Origin of the sequence: Vibrio sp. 10N.222.52.B12 (assembly GCF_002875385.1) — a bacterium.
GTDB classification, from domain to species: Bacteria; Pseudomonadota; Gammaproteobacteria; order Enterobacterales; family Vibrionaceae; genus Vibrio; species Vibrio jasicida.
In genome coordinates this window covers 158,251-178,979 of sequence record NZ_MDAW01000145.1, presented here as the reverse complement: position 1 = coordinate 178,979, position 20,729 = coordinate 158,251, and the positions used below count along the sequence as shown (strand labels likewise).

At 42.4% G+C, this 20,729-nt stretch carries 17 protein-coding genes; 8 read left to right on the top strand and 9 right to left on the bottom strand.

Annotation, left to right across the window (positions count from 1 at the left end):
• Positions 1-308 precede the first annotated feature (308 nt).
• A complete protein-coding gene (locus BCT11_RS21580) occupies positions 309-896 on the top strand; it encodes a TfoX/Sxy family DNA transformation protein (RefSeq protein ID WP_038868704.1) in 588 nt (195 codons plus the stop codon).
• A 211-nt stretch (positions 897-1,107) separates the two neighbouring features.
• On the opposite strand, the gene BCT11_RS21575 is transcribed toward BCT11_RS21580, so the two are convergent.
• The 3 genes from BCT11_RS21575 to BCT11_RS21565 all read right to left on the bottom strand — a co-directional run bounded on the left by BCT11_RS21575 (position 1,108) and on the right by BCT11_RS21565 (position 4,298).
• On the bottom strand, positions 1,108-1,656 hold the full coding sequence (locus BCT11_RS21575; protein WP_038868703.1) for a hypothetical protein: 549 nt from the start codon (positions 1,654-1,656) through the stop codon (positions 1,108-1,110).
• A 207-nt stretch (positions 1,657-1,863) separates the two neighbouring features.
• A complete protein-coding gene (locus BCT11_RS21570) occupies positions 1,864-2,361 on the bottom strand; it encodes a response regulator (protein WP_038868702.1) in 498 nt (165 codons plus the stop codon).
• Positions 2,358-4,298: an ATP-binding protein gene (locus tag BCT11_RS21565; protein ID WP_102389263.1), complete on the bottom strand. Its 1,941-nt coding sequence runs from the start codon at positions 4,296-4,298 to the stop codon at positions 2,358-2,360. The genes BCT11_RS21570 and BCT11_RS21565 overlap by 4 nt, the downstream gene beginning before the upstream one ends.
• Before the next feature lie 185 nt (positions 4,299-4,483).
• Between BCT11_RS21565 and BCT11_RS21560 the strand changes: the two genes are divergently transcribed.
• The 4 genes from BCT11_RS21560 (at position 4,484) to BCT11_RS21545 (ending at position 10,264) form a co-directional block, all read left to right on the top strand.
• Positions 4,484-5,746: a DUF945 family protein gene (locus BCT11_RS21560; protein WP_102389262.1), complete on the top strand. Its 1,263-nt coding sequence runs from the start codon at positions 4,484-4,486 to the stop codon at positions 5,744-5,746.
• A 131-nt stretch (positions 5,747-5,877) separates the two neighbouring features.
• A complete protein-coding gene (gene serC, locus BCT11_RS21555; RefSeq protein WP_038868699.1) occupies positions 5,878-6,972 on the top strand; it encodes a 3-phosphoserine/phosphohydroxythreonine transaminase in 1,095 nt (364 codons plus the stop codon).
• 164 nt (positions 6,973-7,136) lie between these two features.
• Entirely contained in the window at positions 7,137-8,309 is a 1,173-nt protein-coding gene (locus BCT11_RS21550) for an extracellular solute-binding protein (protein ID WP_241909048.1), read from the top strand.
• Positions 8,306-10,264, top strand: a complete 1,959-nt coding sequence (locus tag BCT11_RS21545; protein ID WP_102389261.1) for a diguanylate cyclase — start codon at positions 8,306-8,308, stop codon at positions 10,262-10,264. Before BCT11_RS21550 ends, BCT11_RS21545 begins: the two co-directional genes overlap by 4 nt.
• Positions 10,265-10,354: 90 nt before the next feature.
• Here the strand turns inward: BCT11_RS21545 and BCT11_RS21540 are convergent, their stop codons facing one another.
• The 5 genes from BCT11_RS21540 to BCT11_RS21520 form a co-directional block, all read right to left on the bottom strand.
• A complete protein-coding gene (locus BCT11_RS21540) occupies positions 10,355-10,741 on the bottom strand; it encodes a hypothetical protein (RefSeq protein ID WP_102389260.1) in 387 nt (128 codons plus the stop codon).
• A 504-nt stretch (positions 10,742-11,245) separates the two neighbouring features.
• Positions 11,246-12,259 carry a transcriptional regulator gene (locus BCT11_RS21535; RefSeq protein WP_038868752.1) on the bottom strand — a complete coding sequence of 338 codons (1,014 nt, stop codon included), beginning with the start codon at positions 12,257-12,259 and terminating at the stop codon, positions 11,246-11,248.
• Positions 12,260-12,830: 571 nt separating this feature from the next.
• A complete protein-coding gene (locus tag BCT11_RS21530; RefSeq protein WP_039974469.1) occupies positions 12,831-13,778 on the bottom strand; it encodes a helix-turn-helix transcriptional regulator in 948 nt (315 codons plus the stop codon).
• Positions 13,779-13,848: 70 nt separating this feature from the next.
• Positions 13,849-14,781 carry a helix-turn-helix transcriptional regulator gene (locus BCT11_RS21525; RefSeq protein WP_102389259.1) on the bottom strand — a complete coding sequence of 311 codons (933 nt, stop codon included), beginning with the start codon at positions 14,779-14,781 and terminating at the stop codon, positions 13,849-13,851.
• A gap of 170 nt (positions 14,782-14,951) precedes the next feature.
• Positions 14,952-15,872 carry a helix-turn-helix transcriptional regulator gene (locus BCT11_RS21520; protein WP_102389258.1) on the bottom strand — a complete coding sequence of 307 codons (921 nt, stop codon included), beginning with the start codon at positions 15,870-15,872 and terminating at the stop codon, positions 14,952-14,954.
• A gap of 163 nt (positions 15,873-16,035) precedes the next feature.
• On the opposite strand from BCT11_RS21520, the gene BCT11_RS21515 reads away from it, so the two are divergent.
• The gene (locus BCT11_RS21515) at positions 16,036-16,839 is read left to right on the top strand and encodes an EAL domain-containing protein (RefSeq protein ID WP_102389257.1); all 804 of its coding nucleotides are present in this window, start codon (positions 16,036-16,038) and stop codon (positions 16,837-16,839) included.
• A gap of 4 nt (positions 16,840-16,843) precedes the next feature.
• Here BCT11_RS21515 and dsdC read toward each other — a convergent pair whose 3' ends face one another.
• Positions 16,844-17,785 (bottom strand): DNA-binding transcriptional regulator DsdC, encoded by a 942-nt coding sequence (gene dsdC, locus BCT11_RS21510; protein ID WP_102389277.1) that lies wholly within the window; start codon positions 17,783-17,785, stop codon positions 16,844-16,846.
• A gap of 208 nt (positions 17,786-17,993) precedes the next feature.
• Between dsdC and dsdX the strand changes: the two genes are divergently transcribed.
• A complete protein-coding gene (dsdX, locus tag BCT11_RS21505; RefSeq protein WP_102389256.1) occupies positions 17,994-19,331 on the top strand; it encodes a D-serine transporter DsdX in 1,338 nt (445 codons plus the stop codon).
• Positions 19,332-19,346: 15 nt separating this feature from the next.
• On the top strand, positions 19,347-20,678 hold the full coding sequence (locus BCT11_RS21500; RefSeq protein WP_102389255.1) for a D-serine ammonia-lyase: 1,332 nt from the start codon (positions 19,347-19,349) through the stop codon (positions 20,676-20,678).
• The last annotated feature ends 51 nt before the right edge of the window (positions 20,679-20,729 follow it).

Sequence of the window (20,729 nt, the reverse complement as noted above, 5' to 3'; positions counted from 1 at the left end):
AATACAGGTTTGACTCTCGCAATTGCTGTATTAATCACCATGGCGTTTGGTTTTTGGCAGTGATTGTGTCAAAAAAACATCGCTTTAGGATGGGTAAATGTGAAACTAATCACGTATGTGGAATTTGTACTTTGGCATATGTGACATAGATCCTAACTTATTTTTCAACGTTAAGTATGATTAAGGCAGTTGGTGAGCGCAATTCACAAAAATATCGCCAACATATCGACATTTTATAATTCGCACTAAGCTGCTGTTCATCTGGTGACATCGCTAATCGGGGTAATTTATTCAGATTAAAGAGGTCAATGGACATGACAGACCAAGCTTTTTTTAACTATGTAAGCAATTTTAGTGAGTATCAGAAACGTTCAATGTTCGGCGGCATTGGTTTATTTAGCAATGACGCTATGTTTGCTCTTGTAAGTAACGACTGTTGCTACTTGCGCGGCGGAGACGAACTCGACGCAGAATTTACTCAACTTAACTGTGAAAAATATAAGCACGTCAAAAAACAAACGACGGCAACAGTTAACTACTATGACGTAACAGACTTATTCGATGCTGGCTTTGCTGGTCTTGATACGTTGTTACAAAAATCTATAGATTGTTCAATTAAGGAACGTAAATACCAAAAGTCCTCAGCCAGTAGACGCCTACGTGATCTGCCAAACATGCAACTGACGTTAGAACGTATGGTGAAAAAAGCAGGAATCGATGACGTAGAGACGTTTTTGGAACTTGGCCCAGTGGAAGTATTCAATAAAGTAAGAGTTGCGTACGGCAGTGATGTCGACGTGAAGCTTTTATGGAAATTTGCTGGTGCAATTGACGGCGTTCATTGGAAACTTATCCAAGAGCCACGTAAAAAGCAGCTACTGGCAATGTGTGAGTAAGCTTATTTAGTTTCACGATGATTGACTCGTCTTAGATGAAGTCAGCGAGTCATAAAAGTGAGCGTTGAAAGCGACAAAAGGAAGTTGGATGCTTTTAGCCACTTCATTCGAGTTAGTCATTGCAACGAATCAATAATTAAGAACAAAAAAACCGAGGTGAGTACCTCGGTTTTTGTTTTTCGGCTTCAGTTAGATTTCAATCAACTTGAGATTAGAACTTGAAGCGAGTGGTGAACATCACTTGATCACCATAGAAATCATTAATCCGCGCTTCTGCACCTAGAGAGAATAGCTCTGTAGAGTGGAAACGAGCGTAAACAGAACCAATCCAATCGTCATCGTTATCGATTGACACGTAGCCAGCTTTACCACCCACTTCTAGTTGAGGACCAAGCCATTGGCGAACACCAAGGTTAAGTTCCATACCAACATCAGTACTGCTTGAGTTTGAAGGCTGTACAACACGCATTAGCATTGCACCTGTTAGATCAGCCCAGTTGTTTAGTGGCGAGTGGAAACCAAAACCCGCTGCTGAATCGAAATCACCATCGAATTCAGAGTCGATGCGAGCAATGATGTGCGCATTTGGGTGAATTGATTTGCTGAAACCAGCACCGAATGTTACTGGGCTTGCACCGATACGAGCTTCCATGTAGTCGTAGCTAAAGTTGCTCATTGTTGCTGGAGCGTTGTAATCGTTCGCAGCTAGAGCTTGGCTAGATGCCAACAAAAGGGCAGCGGCTAATAGTGTTTTACGCATAACTAACGATAAACCTTGTCTTATAGTTCCATGGATCCAAGTAACCACTTGAACCGTAATCTGATTTGTTCGACATCATAATAAAAACGAAGGTCTACGACCAACAAAAATGTGTCGATGTTTTGTCAATTGACTCAATTGTGCCAACTTAACAGCAAAAAACGCGCCAGATTCTCTTTATCTGTCCGCGTTTTCTATCGGGAGCGGTTATTCACCAAAGCTACTGCGTCGTTTTGCCATAGCGTTCAAAATGGCTTCGGAATCTAGAATTGCAGTCCATGATAAAAGGTTATCGTCGTTTTCTATCATGAAAGCAGTCAGTTGCGACACAAGCGCCTCTCGAAGCGCTTCGCCTTTCCAAGGTTTTGCGATGTAGTAGTCTAAACTGGCGTGGTTCACCGCTTCTACGGTATCTTCTAGCCCGGCTTGTCCTGTGAGCAGAATTTTACGTGCAGATCGAGTGTCGCTATTTTGACTCAACTCAATCAAAAAGCTGATACCAGTTTGTTCTGGCATAATATGGTCGCAAAGAATGAGAGCCAAACGAACGCCTTCGTCGGTCATTTCTTCTATCACCTGTTTCGCTTCTGTGACAGACTCTGCACCCTCGACAACAAAGTTATCTTCAAAGGGCATGAGATCTTGAAGGACACTATCCAAGACTTCTCTTTCGTCATCCACGCACAAAATCAGATATTTCGTCATGTTTCATCTCCTTCTGATGTGATAGGTAGCCAAACTTTCATGCAGGTGAAATGGTTCAACTCTGAATCCACTTCAATCCAACCATTGTGGCTTGCCACGATTTGCTGGCAAATTGAAAGCCCGATACCTAAGCCAAAGTTACCTTCTTTCTTTGTTGTAAAGTTAAGTTCGAAAATCGCTTTCTTCTGTTGTTCAGGAATGCCGCATCCGTTGTCTTTAAACGAAATCACAGCATAAGGTTGATGGTTTTTTTCGATTAGTTGCGACTGAATGCTGAGTCTCCCTTTTTCTGGGAATGCGTCAATTGCGTTGGAAATGAGGTTTGTCCACACTTGTTGTAACGCGATAGGCTGACACAACGTGTTGGGTAAGCTCGCATAATCTGTCGCGACCTGATGCAATTTGAGGCGATTCTCGAAGATGACCAATGTATCTTCTATGCCTTCATGAAGGTCAGCATAGTGTAGTGTTTCATCATCTGAACGAGCGTAACCTTTTAAGCTCTTAACCATGTCGGCAATACGGGCGGCGCAGACGTTGATCGAGCGAAGTGATGCGCCTACTTGGTGATATTGTTCTAACGTTCCCAATGAGCGCAGTGACGCCGGTTCTTGGCGATTGAGTTTATCGATGAAGGCCAAGTCTGATTCTAATCCTAGATTGACCACTTTTTTCCCTAAAGCGCGGTCGGGTAGGTAATGGTTGAGTTGTTTCACTCGTTCCCTAAGTTCTGCTGTTGAGGCCGGCTTGGCTTTTTGGGTATGAATGAGCAGTTCTACGCCTTTTTCTTGAATGTCGTCAGTTGGGAGTTTGGTGAGTAATTCTTCTAGCGTATGGGTTAGATTTTCGACGCCACGCAATATCGCAGCGATTGGGTTATTGAGCTCGTGCGCTACGCCAGCGACTAATTGGCCGAGCATGGCCATCTTCTCACGTTCAATTAATTGTTGATGAGCAGACTCTAATGATTCTAAGGTTTTTTGTAGCTTCAACTTGGTATTGATACTGCGTTGTAATCGGCGGTTAAAGTGACGAAGGAGCAAATTAGTAAACAGTGGTAGCAAATTAGAATCACTCTGCATCACCTTACGGAACACTTTTCTGTCCAGTTTTATGACTTCTGTTTTGGTCAGTGTTAACGCTGTCGAGAAGGAGCTTTCTCCAGTAACAAACGACATGCCACCTACGATGTTGCCTTTTGAGTGGCGAACGACCTCACGTTGCATACCAAGTTCGTCTCGCTTATAAAGGGCTACCTCGCCACTGGTGATAAACCATAGAAAGCTGTTTGGCTCTCCCTCTACCGTTAGTAAGTGTTCGGGTGAGTAGGTTCGGCATGCTTCGCTATCGTCATCTTGGGTGAAAAAATATTGCAACGCGCTAATCACTTGCTCTGCCAATTCACTATCAGAGAGGGCATGGTAATCATTCAAAAAGCCCGCCTGATAGTTACTCATTTGGTTTTCAATATGCGCACGTAACAACTTGTGCTGATCGAGAATTTGGCTATAGCTGAGCAAATCTTCTTTGTCGTGACGAAGGATAAATTGAGTCAATTCTTTTTGGGCAGTATTGAAAAGAACTTTATCGGGTAGAGGTTTGGTCAAGCAGTGGTCGAGACGCCCTTCGTTTACCGCCGTTAAAATAGCTTCGATATCGGATGAACAACTGATCAGTATTCTCCGAGCGTTTTGCGTGTGAGGTTTTCGGTCTAGACCTATAAGAAAATCAACACCATTAAAGTGTGCGTGGTGACTCGCGATGACTAGAGCAACGGTTTGCTCTCTTTCTTCTAGGTATTCGAGTGCGCTCTGCGCTTCTTCTATGGATTCGACAGAGAGAATATCAAATTTGCTTGAAAAGGCGGACAACTCCAATCGAAATTGCTCAGCGCTGATAGGATTATTGTCGAGGCACAATACAGCGTAACGGTTCACAGGTGTTTGAGCTCCGGTTAAAACTTGGCACAAACAACATATCAATTAAACACCGCAATGGTTGAGAGCTGAGTATTGTTCTCGATTAATGAACTAAAATAACCATCAATAGTCTGATTTAACTCAATGTTTTATCCGCTTAGGGTTTGGGTTAGACTGAGCACAAATACTCAATAAGTGATATTATGGAAAATCTTAAAAAAATAGGTGCCATCGGTGGTGCCATTTCTCTTGCGCTTTGTTGGCCACTTGCGGTTGGGCAGATTGGTCAAACCATCATTGAAGATGGTATTGCAAACATGAATGATGACATGGTGAAGGGCGAGATCGTGAAATACGACCGCGGTTACCTTTCTTCGGTTGTCCTTACTCGTTACACCGTGGTTGACCCAGATATCAAAACTCAACTTGAGCGTGATGGTTTGCCAACAACTTTCGATGTTACGAGTGACTTATCTCACGGTTTAACCAGCCTTACGGCGGACTCTAAGCTGGTGGACGTTGATTTCCTACCACTTACGATGCACAGTAAAACCCAACTAAACGGTAATACTGCCTTTACCTTAGATTTGGATAGCTGGAACTATCAAAACGATGCTCAAGGAATGTCATTATCGACGAGCCCATTACAAATCACTGGTGACGTGACGGTGCTTGGTGATCTGAACTATCAAGTTTCAGTGCCTTCAGTACAAGTGGATTTTGAAAACGGCGAAGAAATTCATTTAACCGAACTGACTGGTCAAGGGAAAGGTAAACAAGCAAAGGGGTACTGGTTAGGCGAACAAACGTTCTCATTGCAGAAGCTGGATGTCGTTGATGCGCAACTTGCTCCGATGTTTATGATTGAGAACGCGACATACAACGGTAACACTTCTCTTAATGAAACTGGCGACAAACTCAACAGTAAATTGAACCTAGAAGCCAACCAACTGCGTTTGACGGATGGGACAGATGTCGACAACTTTAAGTTGGACTTTTCAATCGCCGATGTTGACAGCCAATCGTTTGATCAGATTATGTCTATCTATCAAAACTCGCCAATGCTAGATGAGCAAGAAATCCAAACGTTACTTCCTCACATTGATACGTTGTTTAGCAAGGGCTTTAAATTGTCAGTGAATGAGCTTTCTCTTGCGTTTGGTGAAGGTAAATTCCGTAACGAATGGCAACTGTCTGTACCAGAAGGAACGGACAATATCACTCAAGACCCAATGAAGTTAATGACGGCAACAAGTGGTTCGTTAAGCACTTATTTCTCTGATGAGCTTGTGGATCTTTACCCATTCATCCAAGAAAGCGTGGATGAGCTGATGGTGATGGAACTTATCGAGAAAAAAGACAACGGCTACCAATTGAAAGCACAAATTTCTGATGGGAAACTGAAGTTCGAAAATGGACAAGAGTTTCCTTTAATCGCTTTGCTTATGCCTGCATTGATGCAATAGGCAAGTTTACAACGTAAGTTTTTAGCTTTTTCAGATTAAAAAGAGGTCGTAAGACCTCTTTTGTTGTTTTTATCCCCACGAAAACATGATATTAATTTCGTCATACTTACTTAGCAGGAGCAATGAGCATCATGGAACAAAATACGGACAACGTATTTAACTTCAGTGCAGGGCCAGCAGGTCTGCCAAAAGCAGTCATGCAGCAAGCACAAAAGGAGCTAATTAATTGGCAAGATCTTGGAACTTCAGTGATGGAAATCAGTCACCGTAGTAAAGAGTTCATCAAGGTTGCGGAAGAAGCAGAGCAAGACCTTCGTGATCTTCTTAATATCCCAAGTAACTACAAAGTACTATTTTGCCAAGGTGGTGCTCGTGCTCAGTTTGCCGCTGTTCCGCTTAATCTATTAGGTGATGCAGAAACTGCGACTTACATCGATGGTGGCTACTGGGCTGAAAGTGCAGTGGCAGAAGCCAAAAAATACTGTGAACCAGATGTTTTCAACGCGAAGACAGTGATTGATGGTAAAACGGCCGTACTACCTGCAACAGAGTGGAAAATTGCCCCTGACGCAGCGTACGTGCATTTCTGTCCCAACGAGACCATTGATGGTATTGAAATTAATGATCTACCAGTGACCGACAAACCGATTGTTGCGGATATGTCTTCAACGATTCTCTCGCGAGAAATTGACGTATCGAAATACGGTGTGATTTATGCAGGCGCGCAAAAGAATATCGGCCCATCAGGAATCGCGATTGCTATTGTTCGTGATGATCTGCTTGGTCTAGCGAAAGAAGTACTACCAAGCATTTTGGACTACAAAGTGCTGGCAGAAAAAGAGTCTATGTTCAACACACCCCCAACGTTTGCTTGGTATTTATCTGGTCTAGTTTTCAAATGGCTAAAAGCGCAGGGTGGTGTTAAAGCTATTGAACAAGTGAACCGTGAGAAAGCGGCGCTGCTTTATGATTATATCGACCAGTCTGATTTTTACCGTAACGGTGTGCATCCAGAGAACCGCTCTTTAATGAACGTCCCATTCCAACTGGCAAAGCCAGAGTTAGACGGAACATTCCTTGAATTAGCGGACGCTAAAGGTCTAAAAGCACTAAAAGGGCACCGCGCGGTTGGCGGTATGCGTGCTTCAATTTATAACGCAATGCCGTTAGAAGGTGTGCAAGCGTTGGTCGACTTTATGCGCAACTTTGAGCAAGAGTATGCTTAATCCAGACCTGTGATATAATCCTCCAAAGCGTCGCAATAGCGGCGCTTTTTACTTTCTACAGGATCGTTTTCTAATGGAATCGTTCGCACAGAACCATTGGACGGTTTTGAATAACCAACATTGGTTCGCTATCTTTGTAACACCATCTATTTTCGAGAATTCTAGTGAGAAACCTCTGCTTAACCTTACTGCTTTGCTTCTCTAACCTGACTGTTGCTCAGGAGATCCAAGTATGGAGCGGCATTGAATATTCGACGGTTGCTGAAATCAACGAACGTTTTGAAGAGCAAACAGGAAACACATTGGCGATCAGAGAGTTTGATGTAAACAACATCCGCTCTGAATTGTTATTGGCCAAGCAAACTGGCATTACCGTACCGGATGTCATTTGGGTGCCGTCAGACTTCCTTGGGCTGCATGACTACTTTGATTTGGCTAAGATTCCTAGCAGTTGGATAGAAGAAAAGAGCATTGAGCCCAAAGCTCTGGAATTGGTAACGGTAGATAATGCCATTTATGGTGTGCCTTTAGGTTTGGGTAACCACCTTGTGTTGTACGTGAACACAAAGCTAACCAAAGATCTTGAACCGACGTGGGAAGAGCTACTCGAAGAAGCTGAGCAGGGAAGAACGACGCTCGCGATGCAATATCCAAACATGTACTTTTTAATGTCGTTTGTACCTATGTTTTCGGAGCATCGCTCAAAACCGGTGACCGATATTGATGTTGGTGCGCTAGCGGCGGCGCTTAGATTTTATGGTGAGTTGCCCCAAGAAGGAGTTGTCAAAGATAACTACTCTCAAGAGCAAGCTCGCCAGCAGTTTATTGAAGGGGAAGTCGCCTATCTTATCGATGGTGATTGGGCTCTGGGCGAGCTAAAACAACATTTTTCTAAAGAACTGAAAATCAGCAGTTTGCCTACCTACAACAATCATCACATGCATTCTTTAAGTGGCGGTAAAGTGTTGGCGTTTAACGAGGAGGCGATGGCCAACCCTGCCAAGCAGAAAGCCATGCGAACCTTGGCGATGATTGTACAAAAACCAGAGTTTATTGAAGATGTGATCATCAACCAAAACTTGATTTCTACTAATCGTTCTATCAATCGCAAGTGGTATGACTCTGACACCACCTATTACAGTGACTTGTATGAAGAGCTAACCCCCGCTTATGCTATGCCGAGTACGGTTGAAATGGCGGTCACATGGGAGGCATTGATTCGTGGCTACAAGCGTTTTAAAGCTGGAATGCCAGCAGAAAGCGCCGCTGAGTTTGTGGTTGAATTTATCCAAAAGCATTCCGAGCATATCCATAAAAGCAGGAAGTCTTCATCATGATCAGTTTGCGTAATATCTTAACGTTGATCGTGGTGCTCGGATCGTTGTTACCTGCTTATTGGGTAGGTACTAGCATGATTGATAAACACCAAGCAGATTTGTTAGTGCAAAAAGAAATCAAGCTAGAGAATACCAATCAAGGTATTCAGAAAACCGTCAAAGAAGACCTTACCTTCATTGCCAATTTAACGCGTTGGTACTCGAAAGATCGCCTGTTAGTTCAGGGGATGGATAACGTTCTTTACTCGAGCATCATTTGGCAAATGATTGAAACCTTTGAAGAGTTGGCGACCAACGTCAGTACTACGTACATCATAGACAAAAACTGGCAGCCGATGTATGAGAGCAACGGGTCAGTTTACCATCTGGAAAACAGTAAGTTATTAGAAAAAATACGCGCAGCAGATGCGGTATACAAACAAGGGAAAATGTTTCATACCACCTATTTTGATGAAGGCTTGGTACTCAAAGGTGGTCAAAGTGGTCTTGTTTTTGTGAGTCCATTGCTGCCATATACTTTGCTGCCTGATTCCGAATATGAACCCCAAGGTTATCTTGTTGTATTAGTGTCGTATCAGGACTTGATTCAGATATCGCAACCGTTCCTTTACGCACAAGAAAGTGTCAACTTTCATTATGGCTCTGTCAGTCAAACGAAGGGTGATGCCTCTCGACATCTAACCAATATTGAAGTGCTGAACAACAACTTTGTTGAACCATTAGAAGTTTCGATGATTCACTCTGTGTCTAACGTAGCACGTAATCAGGAGTTGATGCAGTCTAAGCAACAGCTACTCAATATCATAATCGCAACCTTAGTGGTGACGTTATGTATCGCCGTGGTCGCGAGTCGCTGGCTTACGCGTCCCATTCGAGAGATGGAAATCGTCGTACGCAGTTTTAAAAACAACACTCGCCCAGACTTACGACCAAAACGTTTTCAATTTAAAGAGTTCCGCCAACTGATGAACTTGTTAGATTCGTTGTGGTTACAATTGACCAACCACATGGATGAACTGGAGATTCGTAACCAAGATTTACGGAAAGCTAACCAGCAAGTGCAGGACACCAATGCTCAGCTCGCCAATTTTAACCAAGAGTTGGAGCACCGAGTTGAAGAGCAAACGGCGGAATTGCGTGTCAACTTAACGCGAGAAGAAGCCCACCAAGAGAAGTTAATGACTTTAATTAACTTTACCACGAGTCATGCAGGTATTGGTTATCATGCTATCCCAGGAGTGATTAACTCTGGGCTGAATCGTCTGATAACAAGTTCAGATATGCGGTTTAGTTTTAGCCATCCAGAGGGAGGGCAGATCAAGACGATGCGCTCATCCACAGGAACCGTACTTGGTTATTTCGATTATGGTCAGTATGAGATGAATGAAGAAGAACGCATTCTGATCGAACTATTCAAAAAGCAGCTCTACTCTTGGTTGGAACTAGAAGATTTTGCTCGTCGAGACAAGCTTTCACGTTGTCTAAATAGAAAAGCATTCGATGAAGATTATGAGTTCGCTTGCCAGTCGTTGGTAAACGGGCGATGGAAGTCAATAGCGATTATTATCATCGACATTAACGGATTAAAAATGTTGAACGATAACTATGGTCACGACCGTGGTGATTTGTTAATCGCAAAATCAACACAATTGATTAAGTCCGTATTAAAAGAGGAATTCATGCTTTACCGAATCGGTGGTGATGAATTTTCGGTGATTGCGAAAAATATTGATAGCACGGCGCTTGATGCACTAACCCTCTCTCTGGAAGTTGCGCAAGAAGACAAGTGGATAGAACTCTCAGAACATAAGCGTCACCCAGTTAAGTTCTCAGTTGGTGGGGCATCAAGCGAGGGGACCTCTCTTGATAACTTGTTCTCCATGGCAGATGAAGCCATGTATGAGCGTAAGAGAGCGTTCTATGAGAGCACAGAAGACGATTCAAGAAAGACGTAGTTTCGATATACGATGAATACATAAGAAAGCCCTCATTCCTTATAGGAGTGAGGGCTTTCTTTTTCGCCTGTTATTAATGAGGCTGCCTTGTCACTTTAAGTGAAGTGTCAAAGGTTTTGCTACTGCGATAGACTGAATAGGGGAGGCATCATCTAATGGGTAAGAGATACTTGAGCTGATAATACCTGCATTGTACAAGCAATAAACAATGTCTAGTTTGATATTATTCTGCTCCAATTCAATTCCTGTAAATACGGTACCGCAATCGGCGATCTCAGTTAAGTTCAAAGCTTTTTGCAGAGATATTTTAAGTAGGCGATCTTCAGAGACGTAGCTAAATGATCTGACCGCAAAGTCATCAATGTCGATGACTGATTGATTATCGTCATCGGTATCGAGGAAAATCGGGTTTACTTTATCCCTGTATCGAATTGATAGCGTTCCGTGCAAATCGAATGGATAGCGAATCTTTTTCATGCTTTTCACCTGTGAACAAGTCTGTTTCGCGCGTCAAAGATTGATCATAGTGATTGTATTCTGACTTTGGATAGCATCTATGAAATGAAAAAACCTTAAATTGCTAAGTAATTTTATTTTCATGCACTTACGTGAAAATTATTTAATAAACAAAGATACTATTTGTGCTTTTCACTTGTTTGTAAGAGTGATTGAACTGGTACGTTATAGTAAGTTCCCTAATTAACCTTAAGCATATTAATGAATGCTAAAATGGTATTTGCCTATAAATTTATTTCAATCACAAATATGATGACGACAAATAGTGATATCAACGAACGCGGCGCGAGAAGTAAGTTGCAGCAAAAAGGCAAGAATAGAAACTTTATCGAACGTTAAAGGCTAGTGAATTTTCAAGATCGTTGCTATTCGGAGGAAGGCCAATAACGACGAAGCAAAACGTTGTCGACATTGACCTTAACGTAGCGAAAAATTGAAGAGCTGTTTGTTATTCGATGTTTATTATCAGCAAATGCAATGTGGGTGCTCTAGACATGTGTCGCATTCGCGCTCCGTACAGACACCACAGCAAGTTAATAAGTAAAGAAACTCCGGTTGAGTAAATAGCTCACTGGTTTCGATGTACATGACAGCACGCGTATAGCGTTTTGAACCAACTTTAATTGCACCAACAGGATTTTCACTTTCATAGGCGGCAACGCTAAATCCCATTTTTAACATGACATCAACAGAGCTCTTTAAGGTCACGCTCGCATAGTAGTGATGAATATGCGCATTTTGAGCGAGGAAAGTAAACTCAGTGTGCAATTGCCTGCGAAATACTCGTTCGCTTTTCGAATGTTGGCTAATCGCGTAGTAGGAATATGTACCTTTGTCTTTCAATGGTTTCGTTAATCTCAGATCGATGGTATCGATGGGAAGACGATTTCGCTTTGTCCTATCAATTTCGTTTTCTAACGTTGGGTCGCTAAAAAACATACCAATGTTATGACCAACCAGTTTACCTCTTGATAAGTACTTATAAGCGATCGCGCGGCCATCCTTTTGATATTCGACCAGATCGATTGAAGAGAGGTTGTGTTTGATATTGAGCGACTTTAATTGGTCGTGAAAGTTGTTCAAACTATGAATAAAGTCTTGCTCATTATTTTGACTCAGCTCCTCCTCTTCGATGTACTCGTGCTCGACTTGGCGTACACTGTTGTAATCAATGCCAGATATGATTGACATCGCATCCTGATACCGTTGCTTTAGCGACAGCTCGAATTGCTCGACATCTTCTTTTAGCGATAAGTCTAGCCCTAGGCTACATAAGTACGGCAGCAAATTATTCTCGAATGCACGAAGCACTCTTACTCGTCGACTAAGGCTTGGTTGAGTGATGCCTCTTTCCCATCTACTGAAGGTGACGCAATCTATATTTGCTAAATCACCACCTAATAGATTTAGCCTAATCGATGCTTGCTCCTGAGTTAACCCTAACGCGGTTCTTATTGATTTTAGATAACTCCCGAACACCTTACTTTCTCCCATATATCTAAAACATGTCCATAGCTAATTGTTATTCTTCGTTTAAGTTATGTGCATGACATTCCTCTACCGAATAGTTTTAAGGTCATAAACGATATTCGGTTTGCGACCTTTCTTCTAAAATTGATACGGCTGATAGGAGGTTGAAAATGCATTAATATTCATGTCGTATTTATTCATAAATATCATAAGAATCGTATTATGTTTGATATTAAATTGAGAAGGCATTTGTGCTATTGAGCAATGAATAGATGCCTAGTTCTCGCATTTTTTGTCTTAATTTTGGGATGGATAGCGCTGAAATTACAGCATTTTTGAGAATTTAGAGTAAAACTTGATGATGTATTTACAATTATACGTGCTGTAAATTATTTCTTGGTCTTATCTTAAAAGTGAGAAATGTTCATATCAGATAACATATTTCATATGGGTATATTAGATATTTATTTAAGGTTATTTGCCGAACTTAGCCTTATTCGGCTGCCAGTAGAGTCATTATTCTAAATTAATGGCGGCGATGAATCGTACGACATTAATTTAGATAGTCTTTATGTTTTGGTTAACAACGTTTGCTATGACGTTGATGTTGGTGAAGTAGGTATATCATTGAAGATTGTGCTAACAATATCGATGTATCTATTTTAAGTAAGCATTTGCGATAGGCCGTTTTACCTATCGTTACTGAACCTGATTTATCAGGGCTATCATAGGCCACTTTTTCGGCCCCTAAGCTGACAAGGTATTCCGAGAACTGATTATCAAACGAGTAATAGTAGAGGCTGGTAATGTTGGATCTTGCAGCAAGATAATCCACTAAGGTTGGGTGAAGCATCATAAAGACTTGCTGGTTTGCGGCGTATCGACTCAGGCAGCAAAGTGCGAGTTCTCTATTTTCAGTATAAGGTTTCGCTAAACTAAACGGTAATGTATGTTCCGGTCTAGTAAAGAGTGATTCGAGATCTTCTATTTTGAATAAAAAAGAGATGGAGTGGCCTCTGACTTTATGGCTTTCTTCATCTAGGTAAACGTTGGCGATAACTTTATCTTCTTTATGAAAGCTCAATAAGTCTAAGTCAATCAAACCAGGGTAGTGTGCATCGGCATTGATAAAGAAGTTCTTCAATCGGCTGGCATGATCTGCGGTTTCATTCGAGAACATCGATTCTTCAATGATTTTAGTGTCTTTCTGAGGTTTCAATTCTTCGTATTCAGAAGACATTAGTAGCGCACGTTGCGAGTGAAAACGATCATAGAGAATATCATCTAATATCGTTCCTTCTGATGGGGCTTCTATTGTCAGCAAATACGGCTTGAGATCCAAAGTCAGTTGTCGTAGCACTTTGATTGCTTTTACCGAGTTTGGGGTTGTGGCGTTTCTTTCCCAGCGGCTAATGGTGACAGAGTCAACCGAGGTGAATTCTGGGCTAGATAGATTTAGTTTTGTGGCAAGTTCCCTTTGCGTTAATCCATGTTGAATTCTCAACTGCTTTAGATAATCTCCAAACATAAACTTACCTTGTTTTTATTATTGAAATGAACCAACTAACAATTGCTCGTTACATTATGGTCGTTGAACATTAAGCATAGTGGTTTTTCAGAAGCAGTAATAATTCTGGCCTTGTTAGCCATACCGCACTATCCAATTTGAGCAAGCAACGCATGTATTTTTCATGGCCGATTTTAACGATGCCATGCTTATTGGGTGTGTCGAACGCGACCTTTTCGGCCCCAATGTTGATCATGTAATCGGCTGTTAGCTTATCGACTGCGTAGTAATAAAGATCATGAACATTTGCGTGTCTCGCAAGGTAATCGATCCCTGTTTGATGATCGATCCAGAAGGTGGGCTCATCTGAACAAAAGTGGGTGAGTGTGCAAATCGCCATTTTTTTGTTTTGAGAATAAGCTTTCGTTTTCTTTATCGGGATTTTTAAGAAAGGGGAGCAAAAGTAATCATTGAGATCTTCTGCATGAAAGAAGAAAGAGAGAGAGTGCCCAAGTAGCTTACCCGAATCTTCATTAATGTATTTTTTCCCGTAGATTTTGTGTTCTATCTGATGTTGGTATAGGTCTAAGTCGAATAGTGCTTCGTTTTCAATACCGATGCTGTTGAGAAAGTTCTTCAATCCCTCTTCATATTTCTCTGAACGCGATTCAAATAAGGGGAGCTCTTTTACGTCATCTTCTGCAGTTTCTTTTGATGAGTGATAAGAGGAACCCATTAATACATCCCAAGGAGAACGGTATCGATCTTTCAAATAGTTGTTGATTTGGGTCCTGTTTTCTTCAACCTCCAATGAAAGTAAGTACGGACGAAGATCATTGGTCAGTGAGCGTAAGACTTTGACTGCTCTAATCGGGTTAGGTGCTGTGCTATTACGCTCCCAGCGACTCACTGTGACAGAGTCAATAGATACAAATTCTGAGTCGATCAAATTTAGTTTTACCGCAAGCTCCTTTTGCGTAAGGCCCGCCTCGACCCTAAGTTGCTTCAGGTAATCCCCAAACATATAAACCTCATAATAAATTGAATATTATTAAATTCTTACCGGAGTCTACATAAATTGTAGTTGTTATTTTAATGTTAGGTAGTGTTACCGTTAACCATGTCAATAATATGTCTGAGTTTGGTTATATCCTTTTCATACTCCTGTTTTTAAAAGGATATCGCAGCGTCTTGCTATGCGTTTTGTAACAGAGAGATGACTTCTGGACGAGATAGCCAATTGGCACTGTCCAGTCGATATAAACAACGTTTGAATGACTGATTTCCAATTTTGACGATGCCATCTTCATCTGGTGTATCGAATGCAACCTTTTCCGCATTTAAACTTTCCATATAATTCACTGACCATTGGTCAATCGCGTAAAAGTAGATGTCATGTATATTGGCATGAGTGGCGACAAATCTCGCCCCTGATGCATTGTTTTCCCAAAACACGGCTTCGTTGGATGAATAACGAGATACCGTGCACATGGCCATGACTCTATTTGAAGAATAACTGCGAGATTGTTGAACGGGTAGTGGAAAATAAGGGGACGAAAAGTATTGCCTTAGCTCTTTGGCATCGAGTAAAAAAGCAATTCTGTGTCCTAATATTTCCTTCGTATTTTTGTCGATGAATTTTCGGGCAAACAATTTTTTGTCTAATTGGTATTGATATAAATCAACATCAAAAAGTGCCTTATTGTCGAGGTCAATATTGCTAAAAAAGTGTTTGAGATTCGCTAAGTAAACGTCTTGATCGCTTTCTAGTAATGGGTATTCTAAGACTTCTCCTGCCGGAGTTGGTACGTCGTAAGACGACGCCATTAAGGTCGCCCATGGCGATTTAAAACGATACTCTGCTATTTCAGCAAGCAGGTTTTTATCTACTTTCGCTGGCAACTGACGCAAAAAAGGCATCAAGTTTGTCGTCAGCACTCTTAAAATCTTTATCGCTTTAATAACCGTGGGGGCGGTCGTTCCTCTTTCCCATCGACTGATAGTCACTGGGTCGATGGAGGCAAACTCGGCGCTTGCAAGGTTAAGCTTAGTGGCAAGCTCTTTTTGTGTTAATCCAATCTCTTCCCGCACTTGCTTTAAATAGCCGCCAAACATCAAATACCTCTCTCATTCTGTTTTTATATTAGGTTATTGATTGCTATGTCATTATAGAAGGCGCATAGCAAAGCTCAAGGAATCCCATTTTTCGATGCCTACAGTTGTGCGTTTCGTTGATTTACTCTTTCGGGCTGACAAATACTTTTGAATGGTGTTATGTATGAGTAATTTAACCAAGGAGGATAAATGTAAGCAGGTCTTTGCTGATATTAGTAAGGGAGCATTCTATCCAATCTTTCAACCGATCTATGGTATGCGGCAAGATCTCCTTCTAGGAGCAGAAGTGTTAACGCGATGGAATACGCCTCGTTGTATTGAGTCTTCATTTCGTTGTATCGAAGAGGAGGGGTACGCAAACCAATTTACCAAGCGTTTATTTCAAAAACTTACCAAGCAATTGAAAATGTTGCCGAGCTCTGTCCGATTTATTTCGGTCAATATTCCGCCTTCATATCTAGCGAGCGTTTCATTTTTGGCAGATGTTTTACCTCTATTACAGTCTTGCAACCGAGGTAAAATGACTCTCTGGTTAGAGATTACCGAGAAAAACCAATATCCGACGGAAGTTGCTGATCAACATATGTTTCAAATGAACAGAAAGGTTTGCCAGCGTTTGGGTATCAAAATTGCCTTGGATGATTTTGGTAGTGCGAATCACAGAGATGAAGCCATCATTCGTTATGTTGAGCCCGATATTGTCAAAATGGATCGCAGCTTATTAACCATGAGGGGAGAACAGTATGAGATATTTTGGCAGTGTTTAAGCCTTTGGAAGCAAAAGTACCAATTTGACCTTGTTGCAGAAGGAATAGAGACTCCGGACGACTTGAATTTTGTACGACGTTTGTGTGTGGATTATGCACAAGGTTACTATTTACACCGACCTACACTACGCAGCGATCTTGACGACAATTTGTCATTCGACACATTGGCACAAAGCCAACGGTTACTCAAAAGAGCGTAGCTCGCTATTCCCCATTTACTTGTTGATTCAACCAGCCAATGAAGAGCGCTAATTTAGGTGAGTGCTTCTCGTTAGCCGTAACGACATAATATTTCTGTTTGCATTGCAGAGTTTGGTTTTTAAAAGGGGTGATCAGTTCGCCGGATTTAAGTCGTTTGTCCACCAGCGATAGTCGACCGATAGCAACGCCCGCATTATGCATTGCGGCACTAACGGCTAAATCGGAACGGTCGAATGAAATGCTTGGAATATCGTCAATGTCTGTTATGCCATTTTCTTTTGCCCACAGCGTCCATTCATCGTGATGGGAGTTGTAATCCCATGCTTGGTTGTCGTGAAGTAGGGTGGCGTTTACCAAATTCGCTGGCTTTTCAAATAGGTTAAATTGTTCTGCATATGTTTGAGTGCAGACCGGGATTATCTCTTCGCTCATCAGTTCTTTCGACCACAACTTTTCTGGCATCTGCTCATCGAAATAGATCGCAGCATCGATGCCATAGCCTTGGAAATTGACGTTCTCATTGCCAGTAAGAATATTCAGCTCGATGGAAGGGTGTTTTTGCTTAAATAGGTACAACCTAGGTACGAGCCAACATTGGGCAAAAGAAGGGCGAGAGTAAATCGTCAGCTCTCCGGAGACTTCGCCATTTCTGACTTCCATTACCTCTTGATTTAACTCGTTGAGTGTTCTGTTCAAGGCGAGATAAATACGTTCACCTTCTTCTGTGAGCGTGATTTTGCGGTGAGCGCGGGTAAACAAGGCAATGCCAAGCTCTTCTTCAAGCTTGTTGATACGGTGAGAGATGGCGCTAGGCGTCATGGAGAGTTCTTCTGCCGCAAGAGAAAATGAACTGTGTCGTGCTGCCACTTCAAAAGTATGAAGCTTGGAAAGTTGAAAGCTATTGATGCGTTGGTTCTTGGCGAAAATATTGTCTCTGGTGTACATGTGCGTCAACGAGTAGAGCTTGATAAAACCCATAATAACGGTGTTGTTATAGTTAGCTTCACCTATTGGTTGAAAAATTCACTAAACGTCGTATAAATCACGCTTTTGTTTCAATTCACTTCATCTAAAGGTGAGTTTTGATCGTTTGTCAGGGCTATGGATTCCTCGTTTAATTGCAGTCAATTAAAACAACAACATAGGTCTGAACATGGAATCCAACCTTTGGGTCATTACTGCCCTCATAACGAGTATCTTAATGATCGTTTTTGCGATCGTTAAGTTTAAACTCCATCCTTTTTTAGCGCTGTTACTCGCCAGTTTTTACGTTGGCGGGATGATGGGCATGCAACCTTTAGAGATGGTCAGTGCTATCGAAAGTGGCATTGGCGGAACGCTTGGTTTTCTTGCTGTCGTGATTGGTTTAGGCACCATACTTGGCAAGATGATGGAAGTGTCTGGAGCGGCAGAACGAATAGGCCTTACCCTACAAAAGATTCGCTGGCTCTCACCTGAAGTAATTATGGTGTTAATCGGTCTTGTTTGCGGAATTACTCTATTCGTAGAAGTTGGCGTGGTACTGCTAATTCCACTGGCTTTTTCGATTGCGAAAAAAACCAATACCTCACTTTTAAATCTCGCCATTCCGCTCTGTACTGCCTTGATGGCAGTGCACTGTATTGTCCCTCCACACCCTGCCGCATTGTTTGTGACCAATGAGCTTGGTGCTGATATCGGTTCTGTAATTTTCTATGGCTTACTCATAGGTTTGGTTGCATCTTTAGTTGGCGGTCCGTTGTTCTTGAAGGTGATGGGTGCACGTCTACCTTTCAAAACCGTACCTGAAGAGTTCACCTCACTAGAAGTGAAAGATGAAGCACAATTACCCTCTTTGAGGGCGACGCTATTCACCGTGATGTTACCTATTGCGCTGATGCTGTTAAAAACGGCGGCAGAACTCAATATGGAACATGGCAGTGCGCTGTACACCACTTTGGAGTTTATCGGCAACCCAATCACAGCAATGTTTATCGCCGCTTTTGTTGCTTATTACATGTTAGGTATTAAGCAGAACATGGGCATGAGTGTGCTGCTTGAGAAAACGGAAGGTGCATTTTCTTCGATTGCCAACATCTTGCTGATTATTGGCGCTGGTGGTGCATTCAACGGCGTACTAAAGGGCAGTGGCTTGGCGGATGTATTGGCTCAGTTACTTTCTAATCTCGATATGCATCCGATCCTTCTTGCATGGCTTGTCGCGATTATTCTGCATGCGGCAGTGGGATCTGCCACCGTTGCCATGATGGGCGCGACGGCAATTGTGGCTCCGTTACTCCCACTTTATCCGAACGTAAGTCCAGAAATCATTACTCTGGCTATAGGCTCTGGCGCAATTGGTTGTACGATAGTGACCGATTCGCTCTTTTGGTTGGTGAAGCAATATTGCGGAGCCACGATGACAGAAATCTTCAAGTACTACACGACAGCGACATTCATTGCCTCTTTTGTTGCATTAGCAGGCACATTCCTTCTGTCGTACATGATCTAATAAAGGTAAACAATAATGACTACGCATAACGTAAACGCACTAGTAGCAGAATTCCCTTTGGTTGAGCGACTCATTGGGTTAGAAGAGGTGGTTTGGTTCAACCCAAATATCGCCACACTTGAAGAAGGCTTGCCGTTCGTTGGTTTAGGTGCTGCCAACATTAAAGACGCGAGTGAACGACTAAAACGCTTTGCTCCATATTTAGTGAAAGCTTTCCCAGAAACGGCGGCTTCTAACGGAATTATTGAATCGAACGTTGTTGAAATCGACAAGATGAAGTCCTGCTTGGAAACGCAATACGGCACTCAAATTCTTGGACGTTTGATGCTTAAAAAAGACAGTCATCTGCCTATTTCAGGTTCAATAAAGGCGCGTGGTGGCATCTATGAAGTGCTAACACACGCAGAGAAGTTGGTGATTGAAGCTGGGCTTCTAAGTGAAACTGATGACTACAGCAAATTGTTCAGTGAAGAGTTTCGTCAGTTTTTTCAGCAGTACAGCATTGCCGTAGGTTCGACAGGGAATCTAGGTATGTCTATCGGCATCATGAGTGCAAAACTCGGTTTTTCTGTGTCGGTTCATATGTCGGCAGATGCGAGAGAGTGGAAGAAGGACAAACTGCGCTCTCACGGCGTGAATGTAGTGGAATACGAGCAAGACTACGGTGTTGCTGTAGAGCAGGGACGCAAAGAAGCGGAGAAAGATCCAACTTGCTTCTTTATTGATGATGAAAACTCTCAAACCTTGTTCTTAGGTTATTCCGTTGCAGGCGAGCGCTTGAAGCAACAGTTTGATGAGATAGGCATTGTCGTTGATTCGAATCACCCTCTGTTTGTTTACTTACCTTGCGGGGTGGGCGGTGGTCCTGGTGGTGTAGCGTTCGGCTTGAAGATGGCTTTTGGTGACGATGTGCATTGTATCTTCGCGGAGCCGACACACTCTCCGTGTATGCTGCTTGGTGTGCACACCGGCTTGCATGATGACATCGCGGTGCAAGATCTTGGCATCGACAATATCACTGCAGCTGACGGTTTAGCGGTAGGTCGTGCGTCAGGTTTTGTTGGTCGAGCAATGGAAAGACTGCTTGATGGTTACTACACCATGACGGATGAGCGCATGTATCACCATCTAGGCGAGTTAAGTGAGCTGGAAGATATTCGTTTAGAACCATCAGCGTTAGCGGGCATGATTGGTGCGGTGCATGTTTCTAACGACAAAGCTTACCAAGCGCGAATGCAGTTTACTGAAGAGAAATTAAACAACGCGACTCACTTAGTTTGGGCGACCGGTGGCGGCATGGTACCGGAAGAGGAAATGTCGGCTTATCTGGCCAAGTCAAGTCGTTAACAAATTTTGCACTTGTTATGGGAACAGCGAGAGCAAAAGAAAAGGGCTCAT